Genomic DNA, 18,920 nt, shown 5'->3' with positions numbered 1-18,920 from the left:
GACTCCTGCTCTGCCATCGGTCGGGCATCGTCGGTCGATCGGGTAGTCGTATCGACTGGTGGGGGGTGGAGGGGACGGTGCCAGCCGCCGGGTCTGTGCGTGTCCGCGCGCGTGTTCGGCATCCGATCGCCACCGCGATCCGGGTGCGTCCCGGACGTAGCAGTCCCAGCATCGCGAACCTCCCACTGACACCGCGGCTACCGCCCGTCAGATCCGGTCCGGGCCAGCAACATCGGAGGCGTCGAGTCCGTCACGAGCACCCTCCCGGCAATCTTAATGAAAATCATTGCCGATTACGTTAGCCTGTCTTCGCACGACTTTCCAGAGAAGAGGACGGGCGATGCCGATAGCCGAATCCGATGTAATTGCCGCAGTCGCAGGGGTTCTCGGCGTCTCGCCGGTGACGATCGACCCGGACGAGGATCTGTTGCGCAGGGGAATCGATTCGATCTCCGCGATGGAACTGGCTGCACAATGGCGGCGGGCCGGTGCGAGCGCGGGGTTCGTCGACCTGCTCGAACGACCCCGGCTACGCGATTGGGTGGAGCTGGTCGCCGATGTGGCCCCAGATCGAGCCGATGAGTTCATCGACGGCCGAGAACGTCGCGAACCCGAAACAGCAAGTGAGAGCGACACATTCGATCTGGCCACCATGGCGCATGCCTACTGGGCCGGGCGGCAACCGGGTCAGCGACTCGGCGGGGTCGCGGCGCACTTCTACAACGAATTCGACGGCCGCGACGTCGATCCGGTCCAGCTCGAGACCGCGGTCCGAGCGCTGTTCGAACGCCACGACATGCTGCGGGCCGCATTCGACGCGCAGGGGAGACAACGTGTTCTGGCCCGCAGTCCGTGGCCCGGCCTGCGAGTGCACGATTTCCGCACCGATCCGGAGGGGCTGGACCGGCTGCGTTCGCAGCTGTCGCACCGGCAACTCGGCGTAGCGCGGGGCGAGGTGTTCGATGTGCAGCTGTCGCGCACCCCCCAAGGGACCCGTGTGCATGTCAACCTGGACATGTTGGCCGCGGACGCGCAGAGTCTGCGGGTCCTGTTCGCCGATTTGGCAGCGCTGTATCGCGATCCGCGGGCGAGGCTGCCCGAACTGCGCTACAGCTATCGCCGCTATCTCATCGACCGTGACCGGTTGCGTGACAGACCGGAATACCGCACAGCCCGCGCATATTGGGCCGACAGGCTACCGGAACTGCCTGGCGCACCCGCGATCCCGGAATCGAGAACCAGTCCGGGAACCCAGGTGGTCCGCAAACATTATTGGCTACCACCGGACGCCCGGCACACGCTCGAACAGCGAGCGCGGGGTCGTGGGCTGACTCCGGCGATGGCCGTCGCCTCGGTATTCGCCGAGGTGATCGGAAACTGGAGCGCCCAAACGGAATTCCTGCTCAATGTGCCGTTGTTCGACCGGGATCCGTTGCATCCGGTCGTGGGGGACCTGGTCGGCGATTTCACCTCCTCGGTGCTGGTCGCGGTGGACTCCGCCGAAGCGGGCACATTCACCGAACGGGCCACGGCTCTGCAAACGCGCTTTCGCCGCGACGCTGCCCACGCCTCCTATCCCGGAGTCGATGTGCTGCGTGATCTGGGACGCCACCACGCCGAGCCTCAGTTGGCGCCCGTGGTCTATACCAGCGCTCTGGGGTTGGGCGAATTGTTCGCCACAGCCGTGCGGGAATCTTTCGGCGATCCGGTGTGGATCATCTCCCAGGGCCCGCAGGTGGCGCTGGACGCCCAGGTCACCGAGTTCGACGGCGGCCTGCTGGTCAACTGGGACGCGCGGGAGCAGATCTTCGCGCCGGGCGTACTCGACGCGATGTTCACCGCCTACACTCGGCTCCTCGATTCGCTGGTAGCCGACGAAGCGGCCTGGGACGGTCCGCTGCCCGATCTGCTGCCCCAAGTGCAACGCACGGTCCGGGAATCGGTCAACGCGACCGATAAGCCCCGTGCCGTAAGGACTCTGCACGATCGCTTCTTTGCCCTCGCCGACGCGCAGCCGGACGCACCCGCAGTGCTGTGGGGTGACGATGGTTGTCTGACCTACGGTGAGCTCGCAGGGCGAGCGCGGGCGGTGGCGGCGGATCTGCCTGCGGGTCAGCTCATTCCGGTCCGCCGCCCCAAAGGACCGGATCAGATCGTCGATGTGCTCGGCATTCTGGCCGCTGGGTCGGCATACTTGCCGGTCGGCGCCGACCAACCGCAGTACCGGCGCGAGCGGATACTCGCCGCGGCAGGTTCGCTGCCCGAAGCCGCCGACTTGGCGTACGTCATCTACACCTCCGGATCCACGGGGGAGCCGAAAGGCGTGCAGATCACCCATTCGGCCGCGGCCAATACCATCGACGATCTGATCGAGCGATTCCACTTGTCGAGTCATGACCGCGCGCTCGCCATTTCGGCGCTGGACTTCGATCTGTCGGTGTTCGACATCTTCGCGCCGCTGTCGGTCGGCGGTGCGATCGTGCTCATCGGCGAAGACGAACGTCGCGACCCGGCCGCGTGGGCCCAGCTGGCCGTCACCCACGAGGTGACGGTGCTGAACTGCGTGCCCGCGATCCTGGACATGCTATTGACCGGCTGCCCGCCACTGCCATTGCGCGTGGTGCTGATCGGAGGCGATCGGGTGGGCGCCGATCTGCCCGGTCGGCTCCATCGCGTTGCACCGGATTGCGTCTTCGCCGCCCTCGGCGGCACCACCGAAACCGCCATCCATTCCACGATCCAGCTCGTGGACGAGGTCGACCGGTGGTGGACCTCGATCCCCTACGGGACACCATTGAGCAATGTGCGCTGCCGCGTGGTCGACGCGCTCGGCCGCGACCGGCCCGACTGGGTGCCGGGCGAGCTGTGGATCGGTGGCGCGGGCGTGGCAAGCGGATACCTCGGTGACCCGCAACGCACCAGGCAGAAGTTCACCGACGGCTGGTATCGCACCGGCGATCTGGCCCGCTATCTGCCCGACGGCACCCTGGAATTCCTCGGGCGCGCCGACCACCAGATCAAGATCCGGGGACACCGGATCGAACCCGGCGAGATCGATGCCGCGCTGAGCGCGCATCCGACAGTCGGCGCGGCAGTGACCGTGGCGGCCGGAAACCGGCTCGCTGCCGCCGTCACGCCCGTGATCCCGAAGGTCGAGGCGACGACCTACGACCCGGACTGCCTGCCACCCGAGGACCAGATACCGGTCGTGCGGGCCACTCTCGCCCGACTACTGATGGAAAAGCCTTGCATCCGCGAGCGTTTCGGCCCGCTCGTGCAGCGGTGGGAACGCTGGCTGGCGGAGACCGACGGATTCGACACCGCCGCGTCGCCGCTGCCGTGCGATACGTTGCTCGCGGTGCTGTCCGGAGACCGCGATCCGCTCGTCCTGCTCGATGATCCGGTTCTCGCTCCGCGTTCGTTGCTGTGGTCACTGCCCGAATCGTCGGCGGCACTTGCCGATCTCACGACGGTCGCGCGCCACCTAGTGCTCTCGCAGGGATCGGTGCACGTGGCCGAACTCGGTGATCACACCGGCGACCGGCTGGTGGCGGCATTGTGTTCGGACGCAGATCTGTCGCGAGAAGCCTTGCGCCACAGCCGGATTGCGTTAGGTGGCGAGATAACCGCGGATCTGCATGGCCGATGCGATCTGGTGGTGTGCTTCGCCACGCTGCACACGTATCGTGATCCGGCCGCAGGCGTGGCCGCCGCAGCCTATCTGCTCCGTCCCGGCGGACGGCTGTTCCTGGTCGAACAGCCGAGCCTGCCGCCACTGGGTCTGCTCACCGCGGCCGTACTCGAAAACGGCTTCCCACACGGTGATCCGATGCTGTCACCGCAGCGATGGCAGCAGCTGCTGGCCGCGGGCGGCTTCGCGGTCGAGCGTACTCTCGCGCACGGCAGCCTGTTCAGTGTCTCGGCGCGCTGGACCGGCGTCCCGGTCGACGTGGCGGACCTGTCTCGTTCGCTTGCGGATTTCCTGCCCGAGTACATGCGGCCGGACCGGATCCGGGTGCTGCCACGAATGCCGCTGTCGGCCAATGGGAAAGTGGACCGCCGCGCACTCACCGAACTGCTCGCCGACCGCGGCCCCGCGCCCGCGGTGACCGCCCCTCGGACCGACGCGCAGCGCCATGTCGCCTCCGTATGGTCACACGTACTCGGGGTCCACGACATCGGATGCGAGCACGACTTCTTCGCACTCGGCGGCGATTCGCTCCTGGCGACCCGGATGATCGCACACTTCCCCGGCGCACGACTGGCCGACCTCTACGCCCACCGCACCCTCGCCGCGTTCGCCGCGCAACTGTCCGATAGCGACGCGGGTCCCGCACAGACCATCACCGCTGACCCGGACCGCCGCCACGACCCTTTCCCCGCCTCGGAGATTCAGCGTGCCTACTGGATCGGCCGGGGCGCGGGCGCCGCGCTGGGTGGGGTCGGCACCCACTACTACAGCGAATTCCACTGTCCAGGAATCGATATCGACCGGTTCGAACAGGCCTGGCACCACCTGATCGCCCGGCACGACATGTTGCGGGCGGTATTCGACGAAGACGGTAACCAGCGGGTGCTGCGTGCCGAGGAGCTCCCGCAGTGGCGGGTGCGGCGCACCGATCGTGATGTGCGTGAGGTGATGTCGCACCAGGTTCTCGACACCAGTAGCTGGCCCCTGTTCGACGTGCGACTGGGACCCGGGAACCGGATCGGCATCAGCCTGGACAACATACTGCTCGACGGGCTGAGCATGATGATCCTGTTCTCCGAACTGGATCTGCTCTATCACGATCCCGACGCGGCGCTGCCGCAGATCGATGTCACCTTCCGCGACTACCTGACCCAGGTACGGCCGGAACGCGAGGACGAAGCGCGACAGTACTGGCGCGAGCGCATCCCCGAACTGCCGCCCGCCCCCAGCCCGCCGCTGCGGCTCGACCCGGCATCGGTCGGCACGCCGCGCTTCATGCGCCGCTCGGGCCTGCTACCGGCCGCACGGTGGCAGCGACTGCGCGAGGTGGCCCGCGAGTACGGCATCACACCGACGGTGCTGCTGCTGGCCTGTTACGGCGAGGTCCTAGCCGTGTGGTCCGGCCGCCCTGACGTCACCGTCAACGTCACGCTGTTCGACCGCCGGGCCGTCCACCCACACATCAACCGAGTGCTCGGCGACTTCACCTCCCTGCTATTCACCGAGTTCCGCAGCGGCGCAACGATTATCGACGCCGCACGAGAGCTGCACCGGCGGATGTGGGCGGACCTGGATCATCGTGATGCCGGACCGATGTGGATTCTGCGTGAACTGGCCCGTCATCACGGCGAACAGGTCGGTTTCCCGGCCGTGTTCACCAGCGCGCTCGGGGTCGCCGAGGACGGGTTGACACTGGACCCTTCCGCATTCGGCGCGAAAGTCTTCGCGATTTCGCAGACACCGCAGGTGTGGCTCGATCTCCAGGTCCACGAATCCGACGCGGGTTTGGAGTATGCGCTCGACGCGGTAGAGGAACTGTTCCAACCGGGGGTGGTCAGTGCGATGTTCACTGCCTTCGAGGATCTGGTGGGGGCGGTCGCCGATGGTAGCGCGCGGACGCTGCCCGAGATCACGTCGCCGCAGCGCGGTGTCGGCGCCGCGGGCGCCCGCAGCGGACTGCTGCACAGCGGATTCTTCGATCAGCCGTCAGGCGCTGTCGCGGTGATCCACGACGGTCGCGAGATCACCTACGGCGAACTCGCGCACCGGGCGCTCAGTATCGCCGCGACGCTGCCTGCAGGCGAGGTCATCGCCGTGTCGCTGCCGAAAGGACCCGATCAGATCGCCGCCGTTCTCGGCGTTCTCGCCGCGGGTTCGGCGTACCTGCCGATCGGGGTGGACCAGCCGCAGTCCCGGCGAGAGCGGATTCTCGCCGCGGCGGAGGTGTCCACGGTGATCGACGATCTCGATCGCCACCTCTCGCCCACGCCCCTGTCGGCGCCGGTCCCGGTGCGCCCCGACTCGCTCGCCTACGTCATCTACACCTCCGGCTCCACCGGTGCTCCCAAAGGCGTGGAGATCACCCACGCCGCGGCATACAACACCGTCACCGATATCAACGAGCGCTACGATGTGGACTCGACCGACCGGGTGCTGGCGGTATCGGCGCTGGACTTCGATCTGTCGGTCTACGACATCTTCGGAATGCTGTCGGCCGGAGCCGCGATCGTGCTCGTCGACGAGGACCAGCGACGCGACGCCCCAGCGTGGGTATGCCTGGTCGGCGAGCACGGCGTCACCGTCTGGAACACCGTGCCGACTCTGCTCGACATGCTGCTGACCGCGCACGCGGACGAGACCGCAACCCTGCCGCTGCGCGTGGTTATGGTCTCCGGTGACTGGGTGGGCCTCGATCTGCCGGATCGACTGCACACCGCGGCTCCCGGCTGCCGGTTCCTCGCTCTCGGCGGGGCCACCGAGGCCGCGATCTGGTCGAACGTGTGCGAAGTGGAGCAGGTACCGCCGCAGTGGACCTCGATCCCGTACGGCCTCGCGCTGCGTGGGCAGCGGTACCGGGTGGTCGATGAGAACGGCCGAGACTGCCCCGATTGGGTACCCGGCGAACTCTGGATCGGCGGGGCAGGCGTGGCGCGCGGATACCGGGGCGATCCAGGGCTCACCGCAGAGAAATTCGTCATCAGCGAGGGGCAGCGGTGGTACCGGACCGGTGACCGCGGCCGGTTCTGGGGCGACGGCACCTTGGAGTTCCTCGGCCGCACCGACCATCAGGTCAAGATCCGTGGTCACCGCATCGAACTGGGCGAGATCGAATCGGCGCTGGCAGCGTGTCCGGGAGTCGCCGACAGCGTCGCGGTGGCCACCGGCCCCCGCGCGCAGCGGCGGTTGATCGGATTCGTGGTACCCGCTGACGCCGGTACCGCCCTCGACATCGAAGCATTGCGCGAGCACCTGCGCGGCCAGCTGCCCACCTACGCGGTCCCACATGCCCTCGTGCCGATGGCGGCGCTGCCGCTGACCGCCAACGGAAAGGTGGATCGACGGGCGCTGGCCGATATCGAACCGGCCCCCACTGCTGCGCCACCGGAAGGCCCCACCGAAAGACTGCTCGCCGAACTGCTCGGAGAACTGCTCGACGTCAGCGTCGGCCGGGACGACAACTTCTTCGCCCTCGGCTGCGACAGCCTCGTCGTCACCCGGCTCACCGAGCGGCTGCGTCGCGAACACAGCATCCGACTAACCCTGCGCGAGGTGTTCGGCGCGCCGACCATCGCCGACCTCGCAGGGTCGATCGACAACCAGCAATTCGAGGAAGGGGAGCTGTGACCAGCCCTGCCCAAACCAACCCAGTCGACGTCACCGATCCCGCGGAGCTGGTTCGAGCCCTGCGTGCGCTGGGAATCGAGCTCTGGACCGAGAACGGCGTACTGCGCTACCGCGCCCCGCACGCGGTGTTCACCGACGAGCACAAGAGCGCGCTGAAACGCCACCGCGACGCGGTGATCGAACTTCTGTCCGCCGAACACACCCTGATTCCGCGTCCGCAGGACCGGCACGAGCCGTTCCCGCTCACCGATGTCCAGTCGTCGTACCTGCTGGGGCGCACCGACGCCTTCGACTACGGCGGCGTGCCCTGCCACGGGTACCTCGAGGTGTGGCTGGGCGACATCGTGCCGGAGGCCGTGGAAGCTGCATGGAAGACACTGATCGGACGCCACGACATGTTGCGCGCGGTCATCGATCCGGCGACCGGGACCCAGCGGGTGCTGTCCGAGGTGCCCGAATTCGCCATCCGGATCGGTGAGTCGGCCGAACAGGTCCGCGCGGAGCTGAGCCACGCGCAATACGACCCGGCCCGATGGCCACTGCATACGCTGTGCCTGTCTCCCGGCCGCTTGCTGCACGTCTCGGTCGATCTGCTCATCGCCGACTTCTCCAGCGTGCAACTGGTGATCGGGGAACTGCTGACCTTGTTGCGGGGCGGTACTTTCGCCGACATCGACATCTCCTTTCGGGACTACGTTCTGGCCCAGCGGGCGATGACCGATACCACGGAGTACGCCGAGCACCGCGAATACTGGCTCGCCCGTATCGACGATCTGCCCGGTCCGCCGGAGCTGCCGGTGGCCGGTGCGGGCACCCCGCCGCCGCGATTCCGCCGCCTGCAGCGGCGGATACCGACGCTGCGCGCCACGGCGGCCGCGCATCAGGTCACCACGTCGGCGCTGGTGCTCGCGGCCTATGCCGAGACCATCGGCCGCTGGAGTACCGGCAAGCGATTCACGCTGAACATGCCGCTGCAGAACCGTCTCGCCCTGCACGAGCAGGTGTGTGCGCTCGCGGGCGATTTCACCTCGGTGAACCTGCTCGAAGTCGATCTCACCGAGCCGCAGTCACTGGCCGAGCGCGCACACAGTCTCGGCGGACAGCTGTTGAGCGACGTGGACCACCGCCTCTACTCCGGGGTGGAGCTGCTGCGTGAACTCGGTCGCCGCGGGCGGCGCACGCTGATGCCGATCGTGTTCACCGGCGTGCTCAACGGAGGCAGCGCCGATATCCGCTACGGCATCAGCCAGACCCCGCAGGTCTGGATCGACTGCCAGGCCGTCGAACAAGCCGACTCCATGCTCGTCAGTTGGGACGTCCGCGAGGGAGTGCTGCCCGACGGGCTGGCCGAGGACGCCTTCGAGGCATTCGTCGCACTGCTGACCGGGCCGATCGACGCCGAGCCGCCGATTCCAGTGCCCGAGTCGCAGCTGCGCACTCGTCGGCAGGTGAACGACACCACGGCCGAGTTGCCGTCGGGGCTGCTGCACGAACCGTGGCTGGCCGCTGCGGCTCGCTACGGTGACCGACCCGCCGTGATCGCCGGTGGACGGGTGGTCACCCACGCCGAACTGCTCGCCCGTGCCACCGCGGTCGCCCGCACCCTGGACACCGAACCCGGTGATCTGGTGGCGGTCACCCTGGAGAAGGGAATCGACCAGATCGCCGCGGTGCTCGGTGTCCTGCTGGCGGGCTGCGCCTACGTCCCGGTCGACACCACCCAGCCCGGACCGCGCCGCGCCGCGATGCTCGACGGTGTCGACCACGTCCTCACCGACATCCCGGCGCCGTCGCCGGACGCCGTGGTGGATCGCCCGTCGTCGCTGATCGGCCCCGACGCGATCGCCTACGTGATCTATACATCCGGATCCACCGGCACCCCCAAGGGTGTGATGATCAGCCATGCCGCCGCGCGCAACACCATCGAAGACATCAACACCCGATTCGATGTCGGCGCCGACGACCGGGTGCTTGGTCTGGCCCAGCTCGGATTCGATCTGTCGGTGTACGACATCTTCGGCGTGCTGGGTGTCGGCGGCTGTCTGATCCTGCCCGATCCGGACCGGCGCGGCGACCCGTCACACTGGGCCGAGCTGGTTCTCGGTCACGGGGTCACGATCTGGAATTCCGTTCCTGCCCAAGCCCAGATGCTGGCCGACTATTTGCCCGGCGATGCGCCGTCGGTGCGAGTGGCGCTGCTATCGGGCGACTGGATTCCGGTCACTTTGCCCGCGCAGCTCCGACAGCGGTTGCCGAAGGCGCGGCTGATCTCGCTCGGCGGCGCGACCGAGGCGGCCATCTGGTCGATCAGCCATGAGATCGGTGAGCTGGCACCGGATGCGGCCAGTGTGCGCTACGGCAAGCCGCTGGCCAATCAGCGATTCCGGATCGTCGACGCGCTAGGGCACGACTGTCCGGACTGGGTCGCGGGGGAGCTGTGGATCGGCGGAGCCGGTGTCGCACTCGGCTATCGCGGCGATCCCGATCTGACGGCCCAGAAGTTCGTCGGCGGCTGGTATCGGACAGGGGACCTCGGCCGCTATCTCCCCGACGGCGATATCGAATTCCTCGGTCGCGCCGATGATCAGGTCAAGGTGCGTGGGCACCGGATCGAACCAGCGGAGATCGAAGCCGCGATGGCCGGACATCCAGATGTCGCGGCGGGGGCCGTCGTCGTGCACGGCGCGGGCACCGACCGGCGACTCGTGGCATTCGCCGAATCGCGGCTGCGACACGCCGGTGACTCGGTACCTGCCGACGCCGATCGGGTGCGCGTCTTCGCCGACGCCCTGGACGCGGCGGTACTGACCGCGGCTCACGCGGCGATGCACGCCGTCGCCGAGCACGAGGTCGCCGCCCGCCATCGCGGGCTGTATCAGCGGTGGCAGCGGGTGCTGGCCGACAACCCGGCCCCCACCACGGATTTCGATGCTGCATGGGCCAGGGTCCGCACGCTGGCAATACCCGAACTCAGCGACGCACGGTTGATCGACTACCTTTCCGGCAGCGCCGCGGCCATGGCGGGGGTGCTGCGCGGCGAAGTGGACCCGGTCGGGTTGATGTTCCCCGGCGGCGGCATGGAAGTGGCCGAGGCCGCCTACCGCACGAACATCATGACTCGCTATATGAACCGGATCGCCGCCGAGGCAGTGCGCCAGTGCCGTCCCGCGCGGATCCTCGAAGTCGGGGCCGGTGTCGGCGCGACCACCGCCGAAGTCCTCGCCGCCGGTCCGGATATCGGGTCCGCGAACTACCTCTACACCGATGTGTCGCCGTTCCTGCTCGATCACGGGCGTACCCGGTTCCCCGGGTTGACATTCGCCGTCTACGACATCGACCAGCCACCGGTAGAACAGCATCTGATACCCGGGTCGTTCGATCTCATCCTGTGCGCCGGGGTGCTCAACAACGCCCGCAACACCACCCGGACGATGGCGTGGCTGCGGGAATTGCTCGCACCCGGCGGCACGCTCGTGATCACCGAACCCACCCGCGAGCACTACGAGGTCATGGCCTCGCAGGCGTTCATGATGACCGCCCCGGAGGACCGGCGCGCCGAAACCGGCCGGACATTCCTGACCCGCGAGGAGTGGCTGGCCGAACTCGAACCGTTCGGCGAGGTCACCTGTCTACCCGAGCCCGGTCATCCCCTCGAACCGCTCGGACAGCACGTGTTCATCGCCGGGCCGTCGGTGACGGACCATCTGCGTACCGCGCTCCCGGACTATATGGTTCCGCAAATCGTCCACACCGTGTCGGCGTTGCCGTTGACCGGCAACGGCAAGGTGGATCGACGTGCACTCACCGATCTGGCGGCGACCCTGATCACCGAATCCGATCGGACGAGCGCCGAGGACGACCTGCCGCGCGACGACCTCGAACGGCAGCTGATCGAGATCACCGCGGAGCTGTTGCGCCGCAGACATATTCCTCGCTCGGCCAATCTCTTCGGCCTCGGCGCGGATTCGGTGCTGCTCAGCCAGATAGCCGGACAAGTGCAGCGGGAGATCAGCCGCGCGCACGCGTTGTACTTCGACAGCATTCTGCGGCAACTGCTGCATCAACCGACGGTGGCCCAGCTGGCGGACTTCCTGCGTGACGGTGCCGAGTCGGAATCGGCGGCCGCAGGGTCGCCGCTGGTCGATCTCGGCGGCCCGCCCAGTGATCCGAATCCGGTCATCGTCCTGGTTCACGAGGGTATGGGCACGATGGCACCGTATCAGCGCTTGGCCGCGCGATTGTCCGGTTCGCGGCGGGTTCTCGGACTAGTGGTGCCTCAGGCGCGGGAGTTCACCGCTATCCCCGACGAGGTGCTGTTCGAGCGGCTGGCCGGCGATTACGCCGAGGCGCTGCTCGCCGCCGGGCACACCACGGTTCGATTCGTCGGGTACTGCCTTGGCGGACTGCTGGCCACCGAGGTGGCGCGCACCTTCACCGAACGCGGCGGCACGGTCGCCGGTCTGACCGTGATCAGCAGCTACCCACTGGAATTCGAAGTGGAGGAGCCGATGGTGATCGAAGGCACGTTCGCGCAGGCGCTTGGTGCGGATCCCACCGTGTTCGGATACCCCGGAGACACTCGGGAGCTGGGTGCCACGCTGAGCGCCGTACTCGCCGAAACCCCGGGCCGGATCCCCGCAGGATCACTGGATTTCGGTTCCCTCGCCGAATTGTCCGCCGCCGAACGCGTCGCAAGGATCACCACCGACACCGAGCGGTTCGAGGTCTTCAGCCACAGCTTCCACGCCGCGGGCAGACACCGGCCGCAGCCGTACGCCGGCGACATCACCCTGCTGCGCCCGCGCGAGGGCATGCGACTGATCTCCGGGATGTCGACCGATCTCACCGAATACTGGTCTGCGCGGTGTCTGGGCAGGCTCGAGGTCGTCGACATCCCCGGCAACCACTTCACCTGTCTGTCCCACGACATTACTGCGGCGCTGTGAGCGAGCTTGCGAGCCAGTGCGCGTCGCGCACGGTGGTACCGAGCGTCAGCGAGGGGGCACCGTGAGCGATCAACCCGTGATCGGGGTCCTGGGTGCGGGCGGTGCGGTCGGATCGGCCGTCCTGGCCATGCTGTCCGGCGACCGCCCGCGGCCGGGATACCGCGCGGACTTCGCCGACTTGCGGGCCTGGTGCACCGGATGCCAGGTCGTGATCAATTGCACCGGCGTTCAGGTGGCATCCGAAATCCACAGCGGCGGAGCACATTACGTCGATCCGAGCGCACGTCCGGCCAGTGGTCGACGGTCGGGTGGTGAGCACGTCGCTGTCTACGACGCCGGCGCGATGCCGGGCGCGATCGGCCTATTGCCCCGGCTGCTGGCCACACAGCTGGACGAGGAACCGGCCCGGCTGTCGGTGACCGCCGGGGGACTCTACCGCTTCACACCGGCGTCGGCGCGGGACTTCCTCGACACCCCGGACGGCTGGCATGCACAGGCGACCCGCGTGAATCACGCCCTTGGACTGCGTGATTCGGAATGGACCACGCGGTTCGACGGGGAGTGCGTGCGGCGGCTGCTGAGTTCGGGCACACCGACAGCCGAACAGCTCATCGCCGCTTCACGGGCCGATACCGCCGGACGTGCCCAGTATCTGTCGATCGACGCCGAGTTGACGGGGACGGGCGGCACCGTGCGCCAGATGCGGCTGCGGACCGGTCCGGACCTCACCGCCGCGACCGCGATCCACTGCGCTCGAGCAGTGCTCGTCGGCGAAATACCCGCCGGAACACATTCCGCCGACGACGTTCTCGATCCGGTCCGGGTCGTACCGCAACTGTTCGGCGAGGAAGGAAGTCTGTGAAAGTTCTCGTCTGCGGGACCGGTTTCGGCCGGATCTACCTGCGTGCCGTGCACGAATCCCCGTTCGCCCTCGCCGGGATCCTCGCGCGCGGCAGCGAACGCTCCCGCATTAGTGCCCAGCATTACGGGGTTCCGCTGTTCACCTCGCCAGACCAGGTGCCCGGCGGCATCGACCTCGCGTGTGTCGTGGTGCCCAGCGGCGTCGGCGGGGGGCCAGGAGCGGAACTGGCGAAGACCCTGATGTCGCGCGATATTCCAGTGCTGCTGGAACATCCGGTGCGCGAGGACGAATTGGCCGACTGTCTGCGGGTCGCCGCTCGCCGCGGTGTCGGCTTCGGTGTCAACACCTTCTACGTCCACCTCGAACCGGTCCGCCGGTTCTTGGTGGCGGCGCACCGGCTGTTGCAGCGCCAGCCCGCCGTATCCGTGCACGCCGCCTGCGCGGTACAGGTTTCCTACGACATGCTCGACATCGTCGGGCAGGCCCTCGGCGGTCTGAGCCCGTGGGCACTCGGCGATCCGCTCGATGTTTCGCCGCGGCTGCGCGGCCTGGCCCGGGCCGAATTCACCGAACGCAGCATCGACGCGGTGATCTCAGGGGTGCCGGTCACCGTGCGGGTGAACAACCAGTTCGTACCCGACGATCTGGACCACCCGACACACCTGCAACACCACATCGCACTCGTCACCGAGGCAGGCACACTCGAACTGGCGGGCACACACGGTCCCGTGCTGTGGAAACCGGCGGTGTACGTCCCCAAGGAGAACGGCACCTTCTCCCTCGACGGTGTCGGCGATTCGCCCACAGTGTCGTGTCTGGGACCGTCCAGTGCGCCCGGCGTGCGGGAGGTGTTCGACTCCGTGTGGCCGGAGGGCGTGCGGCACTCGCTGTTTGCTATGCGGCAGGCGATCGCCGACGGCGCCGATCCGTTCACCGCGGGCCAGTACCACCTGACGCTGTCGCGGCTGTGGTCGGAGCTGACCCGGCGGCTCGGCTATCCGCAACCGGTGCGGCGGACGCCCGCCTCGCCGATCGGCGTCGAGGAATTGTGCTGAGCGAGTACGACATGCCCACCGCAGACCCCCCGTTCAATCCGCTCGACCCCGGTCATATCCGCGACCCGTATCCGCGATTGCACGATATTGCGGCGGTGACCACACCGATGCCGGGGTTTCGTGTCGTCTCCTCCGATGCCGGTGCGCGGGCCGTGCTGCGCGACACGGCCACCTTCTCCAGCCGTGCCAACAACACTGCGGCGGAGAACGAATCGGAGAAGACCCCGGCGCTGTCGCAGCTCGATCCGCCCGACCACACCCGGATCCGCAGCCTCATCCAGGCACAGTTCGCTCCCCGCGCCTTGGCCGGTCTCGAACCGGCGTTGCGCGCCCATGCCCACGCTCACATCAACGGGTTGCGGGATCTGGTGTCCGACTTCGCCGAACCGCTGCCCGCCTTGGCGCTCGCGGAGTTCCTGGAGTTACCGGCGGAGTTGATCCGGCTGTGGGTGTCGCGGTTCGCCACCTTGGTCGGCTACGAGACCTCGCCGGGCTGGCGGGAATTCTGCGAGGTGATCGACGCCGTGACGTTGCGCAGATTCCCGGAGCTGCCGGTTCCCGACAAGCGCATGCTCGTGCATTTCCTCGTCGTCGCCGGGGTGCGCAACGTCACCCACCTGCTGGGAAATCTGCTGCATCGTCTGCTGATAACGCAGATGTGGCCGCTTCCTGCGGATCGCGTCGCCGCCGCGGTCGAGGAATCCCTGCGGCACGAACCGCCCGCGCTGTGGAGTATGCGCACCGCGATCCGGCCGTGCGCGGTGGACGGTGTGCCGATCGCGGCGGGGGAGCGAGTCTTCGTGCTCACCGCCGCGGCCAACCGGGATCGGGCACGCTGGCCCGACCCCAGCGAGTTCCGGCTGGACCGCCCCGCGTCCGCCGCGCATCTGAGTTTCGGCGCCGGTCCGCACGCCTGCCTCGGCGCCGCGTTCACCAGGCTGCAGGCAGGCATCTATGTCGAGGTTCTCGCCGACCGCGCACCCGAGTTGCGGTTGGCCGAGGGCACCACCTATCGACCGACCGGCGACCTGATGAGCCGGGGTCCCGCAACGCTACCGGTACGGAGATCGCCATGTCCCTGACACCACAGTCCCTGATGTCTCGCGCCGATCTGGCTACGCCGTGGGCCATCCGTGTGGCCGCCACCCTGCGGATCGCCGACCTCATCGCCGCCGGTATCCGCACGGTGCCGGATCTCGCCGCGAAATCCGGCGCCGACACCGACGCCCTGCACCGGCTGCTGCGCTACCTCGCCTGCCGGGATGTGTTCACCGAATCCGAACCCGGGCGCTTCGGGCTGACCGAGTCGGCGGAGTTGCTGCGCTCGGACCACCCATTGGCCATGCGGGACTGGTTCGATCTCGAGGGTGCGGGCGGGCGCATGGACCGCGCGTTCACGGCGTTGCTGGAGGTGGTGCGCACCGGAAACCCCGGCTATCCCGTCGTGCACGGCCGCTCGCTGTGGGAGGACACCGACGATTCCTACAACGAACTGATGGGCAAGCACACCCGGTTCGCCGTCCCCAGCCTGGTCGAGGGCTACGGCTGGAATGAGGTGCGCACCGTGGTCGACGTCGGTGGCGGATCGGGAACCGTGCTGCAAGCCCTCGCCCTCGCGCATCCGCAACTGTCGGGCACCGTGGTCGATTTGCCCGACGCCGCGCGCGCGGCCGGGGAGTCGTTCGCAGCCGCGGGGCTCGCGTCCCGCTGCACCGCCGTCGCGGGCGACTTCTTCCAACCGCTTCCCGCCGGTGCCGACGTCTATCTGCTGACTTGGGTGCTCCACGATTGGCCGGACGTCGATGCCGAGCGGATTCTGGCGCGATGCGCGGAGGCCGCCGGATCGCAGGGCCGGGTCGTCGTCGTGGAGAACCTCGACAGCGGGACGCGCCCCGAGGTCGCGACCGCGATGGACCTGCGCCTGCTGGTGCTGTTCGGCGGTCGCGAACGAACCCCCGCCCAACTCGACGACTGCGCGGCAACTGCCGGACTGCGACGACTGTCGGCACGCCAGCTGCCGGGCGCGAGCCCGGTGTGGTTGGTCGAATACGCCGCCCGATGACCGACATCTACGCCGACGCCGCGGAATTCTACGACCTGGTGGCGCGGCCGCTGTGGGCGCGCAAAGGGCCGATCCTCGCCGCCGCTCTACACACGGCCCGAACCGATCTCGGCCCGATCATCGATATCGGTGCCGGCACCGGATGCTCCACCGAAGTGATCGCCGATGCGTTACCCGGTGCCGCGATCGTTGCCGTCGAGCCGTCCCCGTGCATGCGCATCGCGTTATCCGCACGGGTAGCCCTGCGCGGTCTCGCCGACCGGGTCACCATAGCCGCGGCCACAGCCGACGAGTTCACCCTGCCGCAGCGCATCGGCGGTGCGGTGGTCTACGGGGTGCTCGGTCACCTCGAGCCGCCGCAACGAACGCGGCTGCTGGCCGATCTCGCCGAGCGGCTGCCGCCGGAGGCACCGGTGGTCGTGGAACTGATGGACGAGACCGCACCGCCGAGCCGCGCACCACTGCGGATCGCACGGACACCGGTCGGAGACCACATCTACGAGGTGTGGAGCCGCGGCACAGGCTCCGAGAGCACGACCATGTGGACGCTGACCTATCGAGTCCTGCACGACCACAGTGTGATACGTGAGGTCGAGGTGCCGATGCCGTGGGCCGAGTACGGATTGCCGGATCTCCGTGGCGAAGCCGAGCGATCGAATATGCGGTGTCTCCGAATCGCGCCCGATACAGCGGTTCTCACACGCAAGAGTTAGGAGGGCCGTCGATGTCCAGCCATGTCATCAGTATGCTCCTGATAGATCTTGCCCTCGTCCTGGTCGCCGCGCGGATATTGGGCTGGTTGGCGGAACGGGTAGGGCAGCCACCAGTGGTCGGCGAGATCGCCGCGGGTGTCCTCGCCGGTCCGACCATACTCGGCTCACATCTGTCGAACATCATCTTCCCCACGGATACACGACCGGCACTCACCGCTCTCGCCAACATCGGCATCGCGCTGTTCATGTTCGTCGCGGGAATGGAAACCGACCTCGGCAGGCTCACCCGAAAACGCAGCGCCGTACCGCTTGTGTCGCTGTCGGCCTATCTCACCCCGTTCGTGCTGGGATGCGTTGTGGCGCTGACGATCCTGTCTCGTCATCACACCGGCGGCCGGATCGGTTTCATGCTGTTCATCGGTTGTTCGCTGGCGGTGACCGCCTTTCCGGTGCTGGCCCGGATCCTGCACGACCGGAAGATGTTCGCCACACCGGTCGGGCAGCTGGCGCTCGGCTGTGCGGCGGTCGGCGACGTCCTCGCGTGGGTTGTGCTCGCGGGTATCGTCGGCTCCACCCGCACCGGTGCCGACCACATCTGGCGGCTGTTGCTGCTGCTTCCGATCGCTGTCGGGACCTGGTGGGTGGTGCGCCCCATCCTCGGCCGGGCCGCCGCCGCTGCCGATTCGACTCTCACCCTGATCGCGATCTGCGGCGCCCTGTTGTGGGGCGCGGCGACCGAATGGGCAGGGCTGCATCTGATCTTCGGCGCCTTCTTGTTCGGGGCAGCGTTTCCGCGGGCTGCCAGAGAAAAGGTCCAGGCGGCGGTCCGGCCGCTCGGCATGCTGCTGATGCCCTGCTTCTTTGTTGTCGCCGGTCTTCGAGTCGACCTCTCCGCCACCGATCGTGCGGGCGTCGCCGAACTCGTGGTGGTGATCGTCGCCGCGGTGGCCGGAAAGTTGGGCGGCGCTTACCTGTCCGCTCGTGTGACGGGAAGCGAGAAGCATTCGGCCTCGGTACTCGCCGTGCTGATGAACACCCGGGGGCTGACGGAGCTGATCCTGCTGGATGTCGGACTGTCCGCCGGAATCATCGGACCGCAACTGTATTCGCTACTGGTCGTGATGGCCCTCGTCACCACGGCTCTCACCGCACCGCTGCTGACGCTGCTGAGGGCCGATACGACGGCCGATGATGCGATTCACGTGACACCGCAACGCCTCAGGGCTTCGTCTCGGGCAGCAGACCGTTGATCATGTGCCGTGCGGCGGTGGCGGTGTCGTACCGCGCGGTGTTGTGCAACCAGCGCGGGAGAAGCCGGACAACGGCGGGGAATTCGGCGAGGGCTTCCGGGGTGGCGGCGTCGGTCCAGTGCGGTGGTGGGTTACCGGCGGCAGTGGCCTGTTCGCGTTGATCTGCGGCGCGGCGGGTCATGAGCTCGCCGAGGGCGAACCGCCACATCACGGTGTACATGTACACCGCCTCGTCGTCACTGGCGCCGAGTTCATTTGCCGCACGGACGAATTCGTCGAGAATCCACATCGCAGCGCGGCCGAATGTTTCACCGGTGACGAGGATGTCGAGCACCCACGGCAGCTGGTGGAGGGTGTCGATGAGGTAGACCACGATCGTGACCAGGCGGTCGCGTGGATCGTCGGGCAGCGACGGCCGGTCCAGCTCGTCGGCGCGAGCGCTCAGGACTGCGAAGAACAGCGCGTTCTTGGTGGGGAAGTGGTGATAGATCGCGGCGGTGCTGACGCCGAGCTCACAAGCGAGTCGCCGCATGCTGAAACCCTCGACACCTTCGGTGGCGAGTAGCTGCGTCGTAGCGGCAACGACTGTGTCGCGGCCGACCTTGATCGGGCGGCCACGCTTTCGGGCTGCGTTGAGTGACAAGGGATTTCCTTCTTCGTACCGAAGCTCTCGACAGGCGGTTTAGGGTGTGCTAACTATATTAAAACACGCGTTCG

9 protein-coding genes are annotated in these 18,920 nt (G+C 67.7%); 8 read left to right on the top strand and 1 reads right to left on the bottom strand.

Annotated elements, in window-relative coordinates:
- The first annotated feature begins 340 nt into the window (after positions 1 to 340).
- From AB0H61_RS23470 to AB0H61_RS23435, 8 genes are all read left to right on the top strand, one after another.
- Entirely contained in the window at positions 341 to 7,315 is a 6,975-nt protein-coding gene (locus tag AB0H61_RS23470; RefSeq protein ID WP_357307896.1) for an amino acid adenylation domain-containing protein, read from the top strand.
- Positions 7,312 to 12,261 (top strand): amino acid adenylation domain-containing protein, encoded by a 4,950-nt coding sequence (locus AB0H61_RS23465; RefSeq protein WP_357307894.1) that lies wholly within the window; start codon positions 7,312 to 7,314, stop codon positions 12,259 to 12,261. The genes AB0H61_RS23470 and AB0H61_RS23465 overlap by 4 nt, the downstream gene beginning before the upstream one ends.
- A gap of 61 nt (positions 12,262 to 12,322) precedes the next feature.
- Entirely contained in the window at positions 12,323 to 13,123 is an 801-nt protein-coding gene (locus AB0H61_RS23460) for a hypothetical protein (protein ID WP_357307892.1), read from the top strand.
- Positions 13,120 to 14,178 carry a Gfo/Idh/MocA family oxidoreductase gene (locus tag AB0H61_RS23455; RefSeq protein ID WP_357307890.1) on the top strand — a complete coding sequence of 353 codons (1,059 nt, stop codon included), beginning with the start codon at positions 13,120 to 13,122 and terminating at the stop codon, positions 14,176 to 14,178. The genes AB0H61_RS23460 and AB0H61_RS23455 overlap by 4 nt, the downstream gene beginning before the upstream one ends.
- An 11-nt stretch (positions 14,179 to 14,189) precedes the next feature.
- Positions 14,190 to 15,260 carry a cytochrome P450 gene (locus AB0H61_RS23450; protein ID WP_357307888.1) on the top strand — a complete coding sequence of 357 codons (1,071 nt, stop codon included), beginning with the start codon at positions 14,190 to 14,192 and terminating at the stop codon, positions 15,258 to 15,260.
- Complete coding sequence (locus tag AB0H61_RS23445; RefSeq protein ID WP_357307886.1) at positions 15,251 to 16,240, top strand: methyltransferase; 990 nt, start codon at positions 15,251 to 15,253, stop codon at positions 16,238 to 16,240. Before AB0H61_RS23450 ends, AB0H61_RS23445 begins: the two co-directional genes overlap by 10 nt.
- The gene (locus AB0H61_RS23440) at positions 16,237 to 16,953 is read left to right on the top strand and encodes a class I SAM-dependent methyltransferase (protein ID WP_357307884.1); all 717 of its coding nucleotides are present in this window, start codon (positions 16,237 to 16,239) and stop codon (positions 16,951 to 16,953) included. Before AB0H61_RS23445 ends, AB0H61_RS23440 begins: the two co-directional genes overlap by 4 nt.
- Positions 16,954 to 16,964: 11 nt before the next feature.
- Positions 16,965 to 18,203, top strand: coding sequence for a cation:proton antiporter (locus AB0H61_RS23435; protein WP_357307882.1), 1,239 nt, complete (start codon positions 16,965 to 16,967; stop codon positions 18,201 to 18,203).
- Here AB0H61_RS23435 and AB0H61_RS23430 read toward each other — a convergent pair.
- A complete protein-coding gene (locus AB0H61_RS23430; protein ID WP_357307881.1) occupies positions 18,172 to 18,846 on the bottom strand; it encodes a helix-turn-helix domain-containing protein in 675 nt (224 codons plus the stop codon). The two genes, AB0H61_RS23435 and AB0H61_RS23430, sit on opposite strands and share 32 nt — an antisense overlap.
- Between the last annotated feature and the right edge of the window lie 74 nt (positions 18,847 to 18,920).

Origin of the sequence: Nocardia sp. NPDC050710, assembly GCF_040654375.1 — a bacterium.
In the GTDB taxonomy this organism is placed as follows: domain Bacteria; phylum Actinomycetota; class Actinomycetes; order Mycobacteriales; family Mycobacteriaceae; genus Nocardia.
This window is presented reverse-complemented; position numbering and strand designations above follow the sequence as displayed.

What these genes read in the sequence shown, in the direction of transcription:
- AB0H61_RS23470 (WP_357307896.1), top strand. Translation starts at nt 341, where the DNA reads ATGCCGATAGCCGAATCCGATGTAATTGCCGCAGTCGCAGGGGTTCTC.
- AB0H61_RS23450 (WP_357307888.1), top strand. Translation starts at nt 14,190, where the DNA reads ATGCCCACCGCAGACCCCCCGTTCAATCCGCTCGACCCCGGTCATATC.
- AB0H61_RS23445 (WP_357307886.1), top strand. Translation starts at nt 15,251, where the DNA reads ATGTCCCTGACACCACAGTCCCTGATGTCTCGCGCCGATCTGGCTACG.
- AB0H61_RS23440 (WP_357307884.1), top strand. Translation starts at nt 16,237, where the DNA reads ATGACCGACATCTACGCCGACGCCGCGGAATTCTACGACCTGGTGGCG.
- AB0H61_RS23435 (WP_357307882.1), top strand. Translation starts at nt 16,965, where the DNA reads ATGTCCAGCCATGTCATCAGTATGCTCCTGATAGATCTTGCCCTCGTC.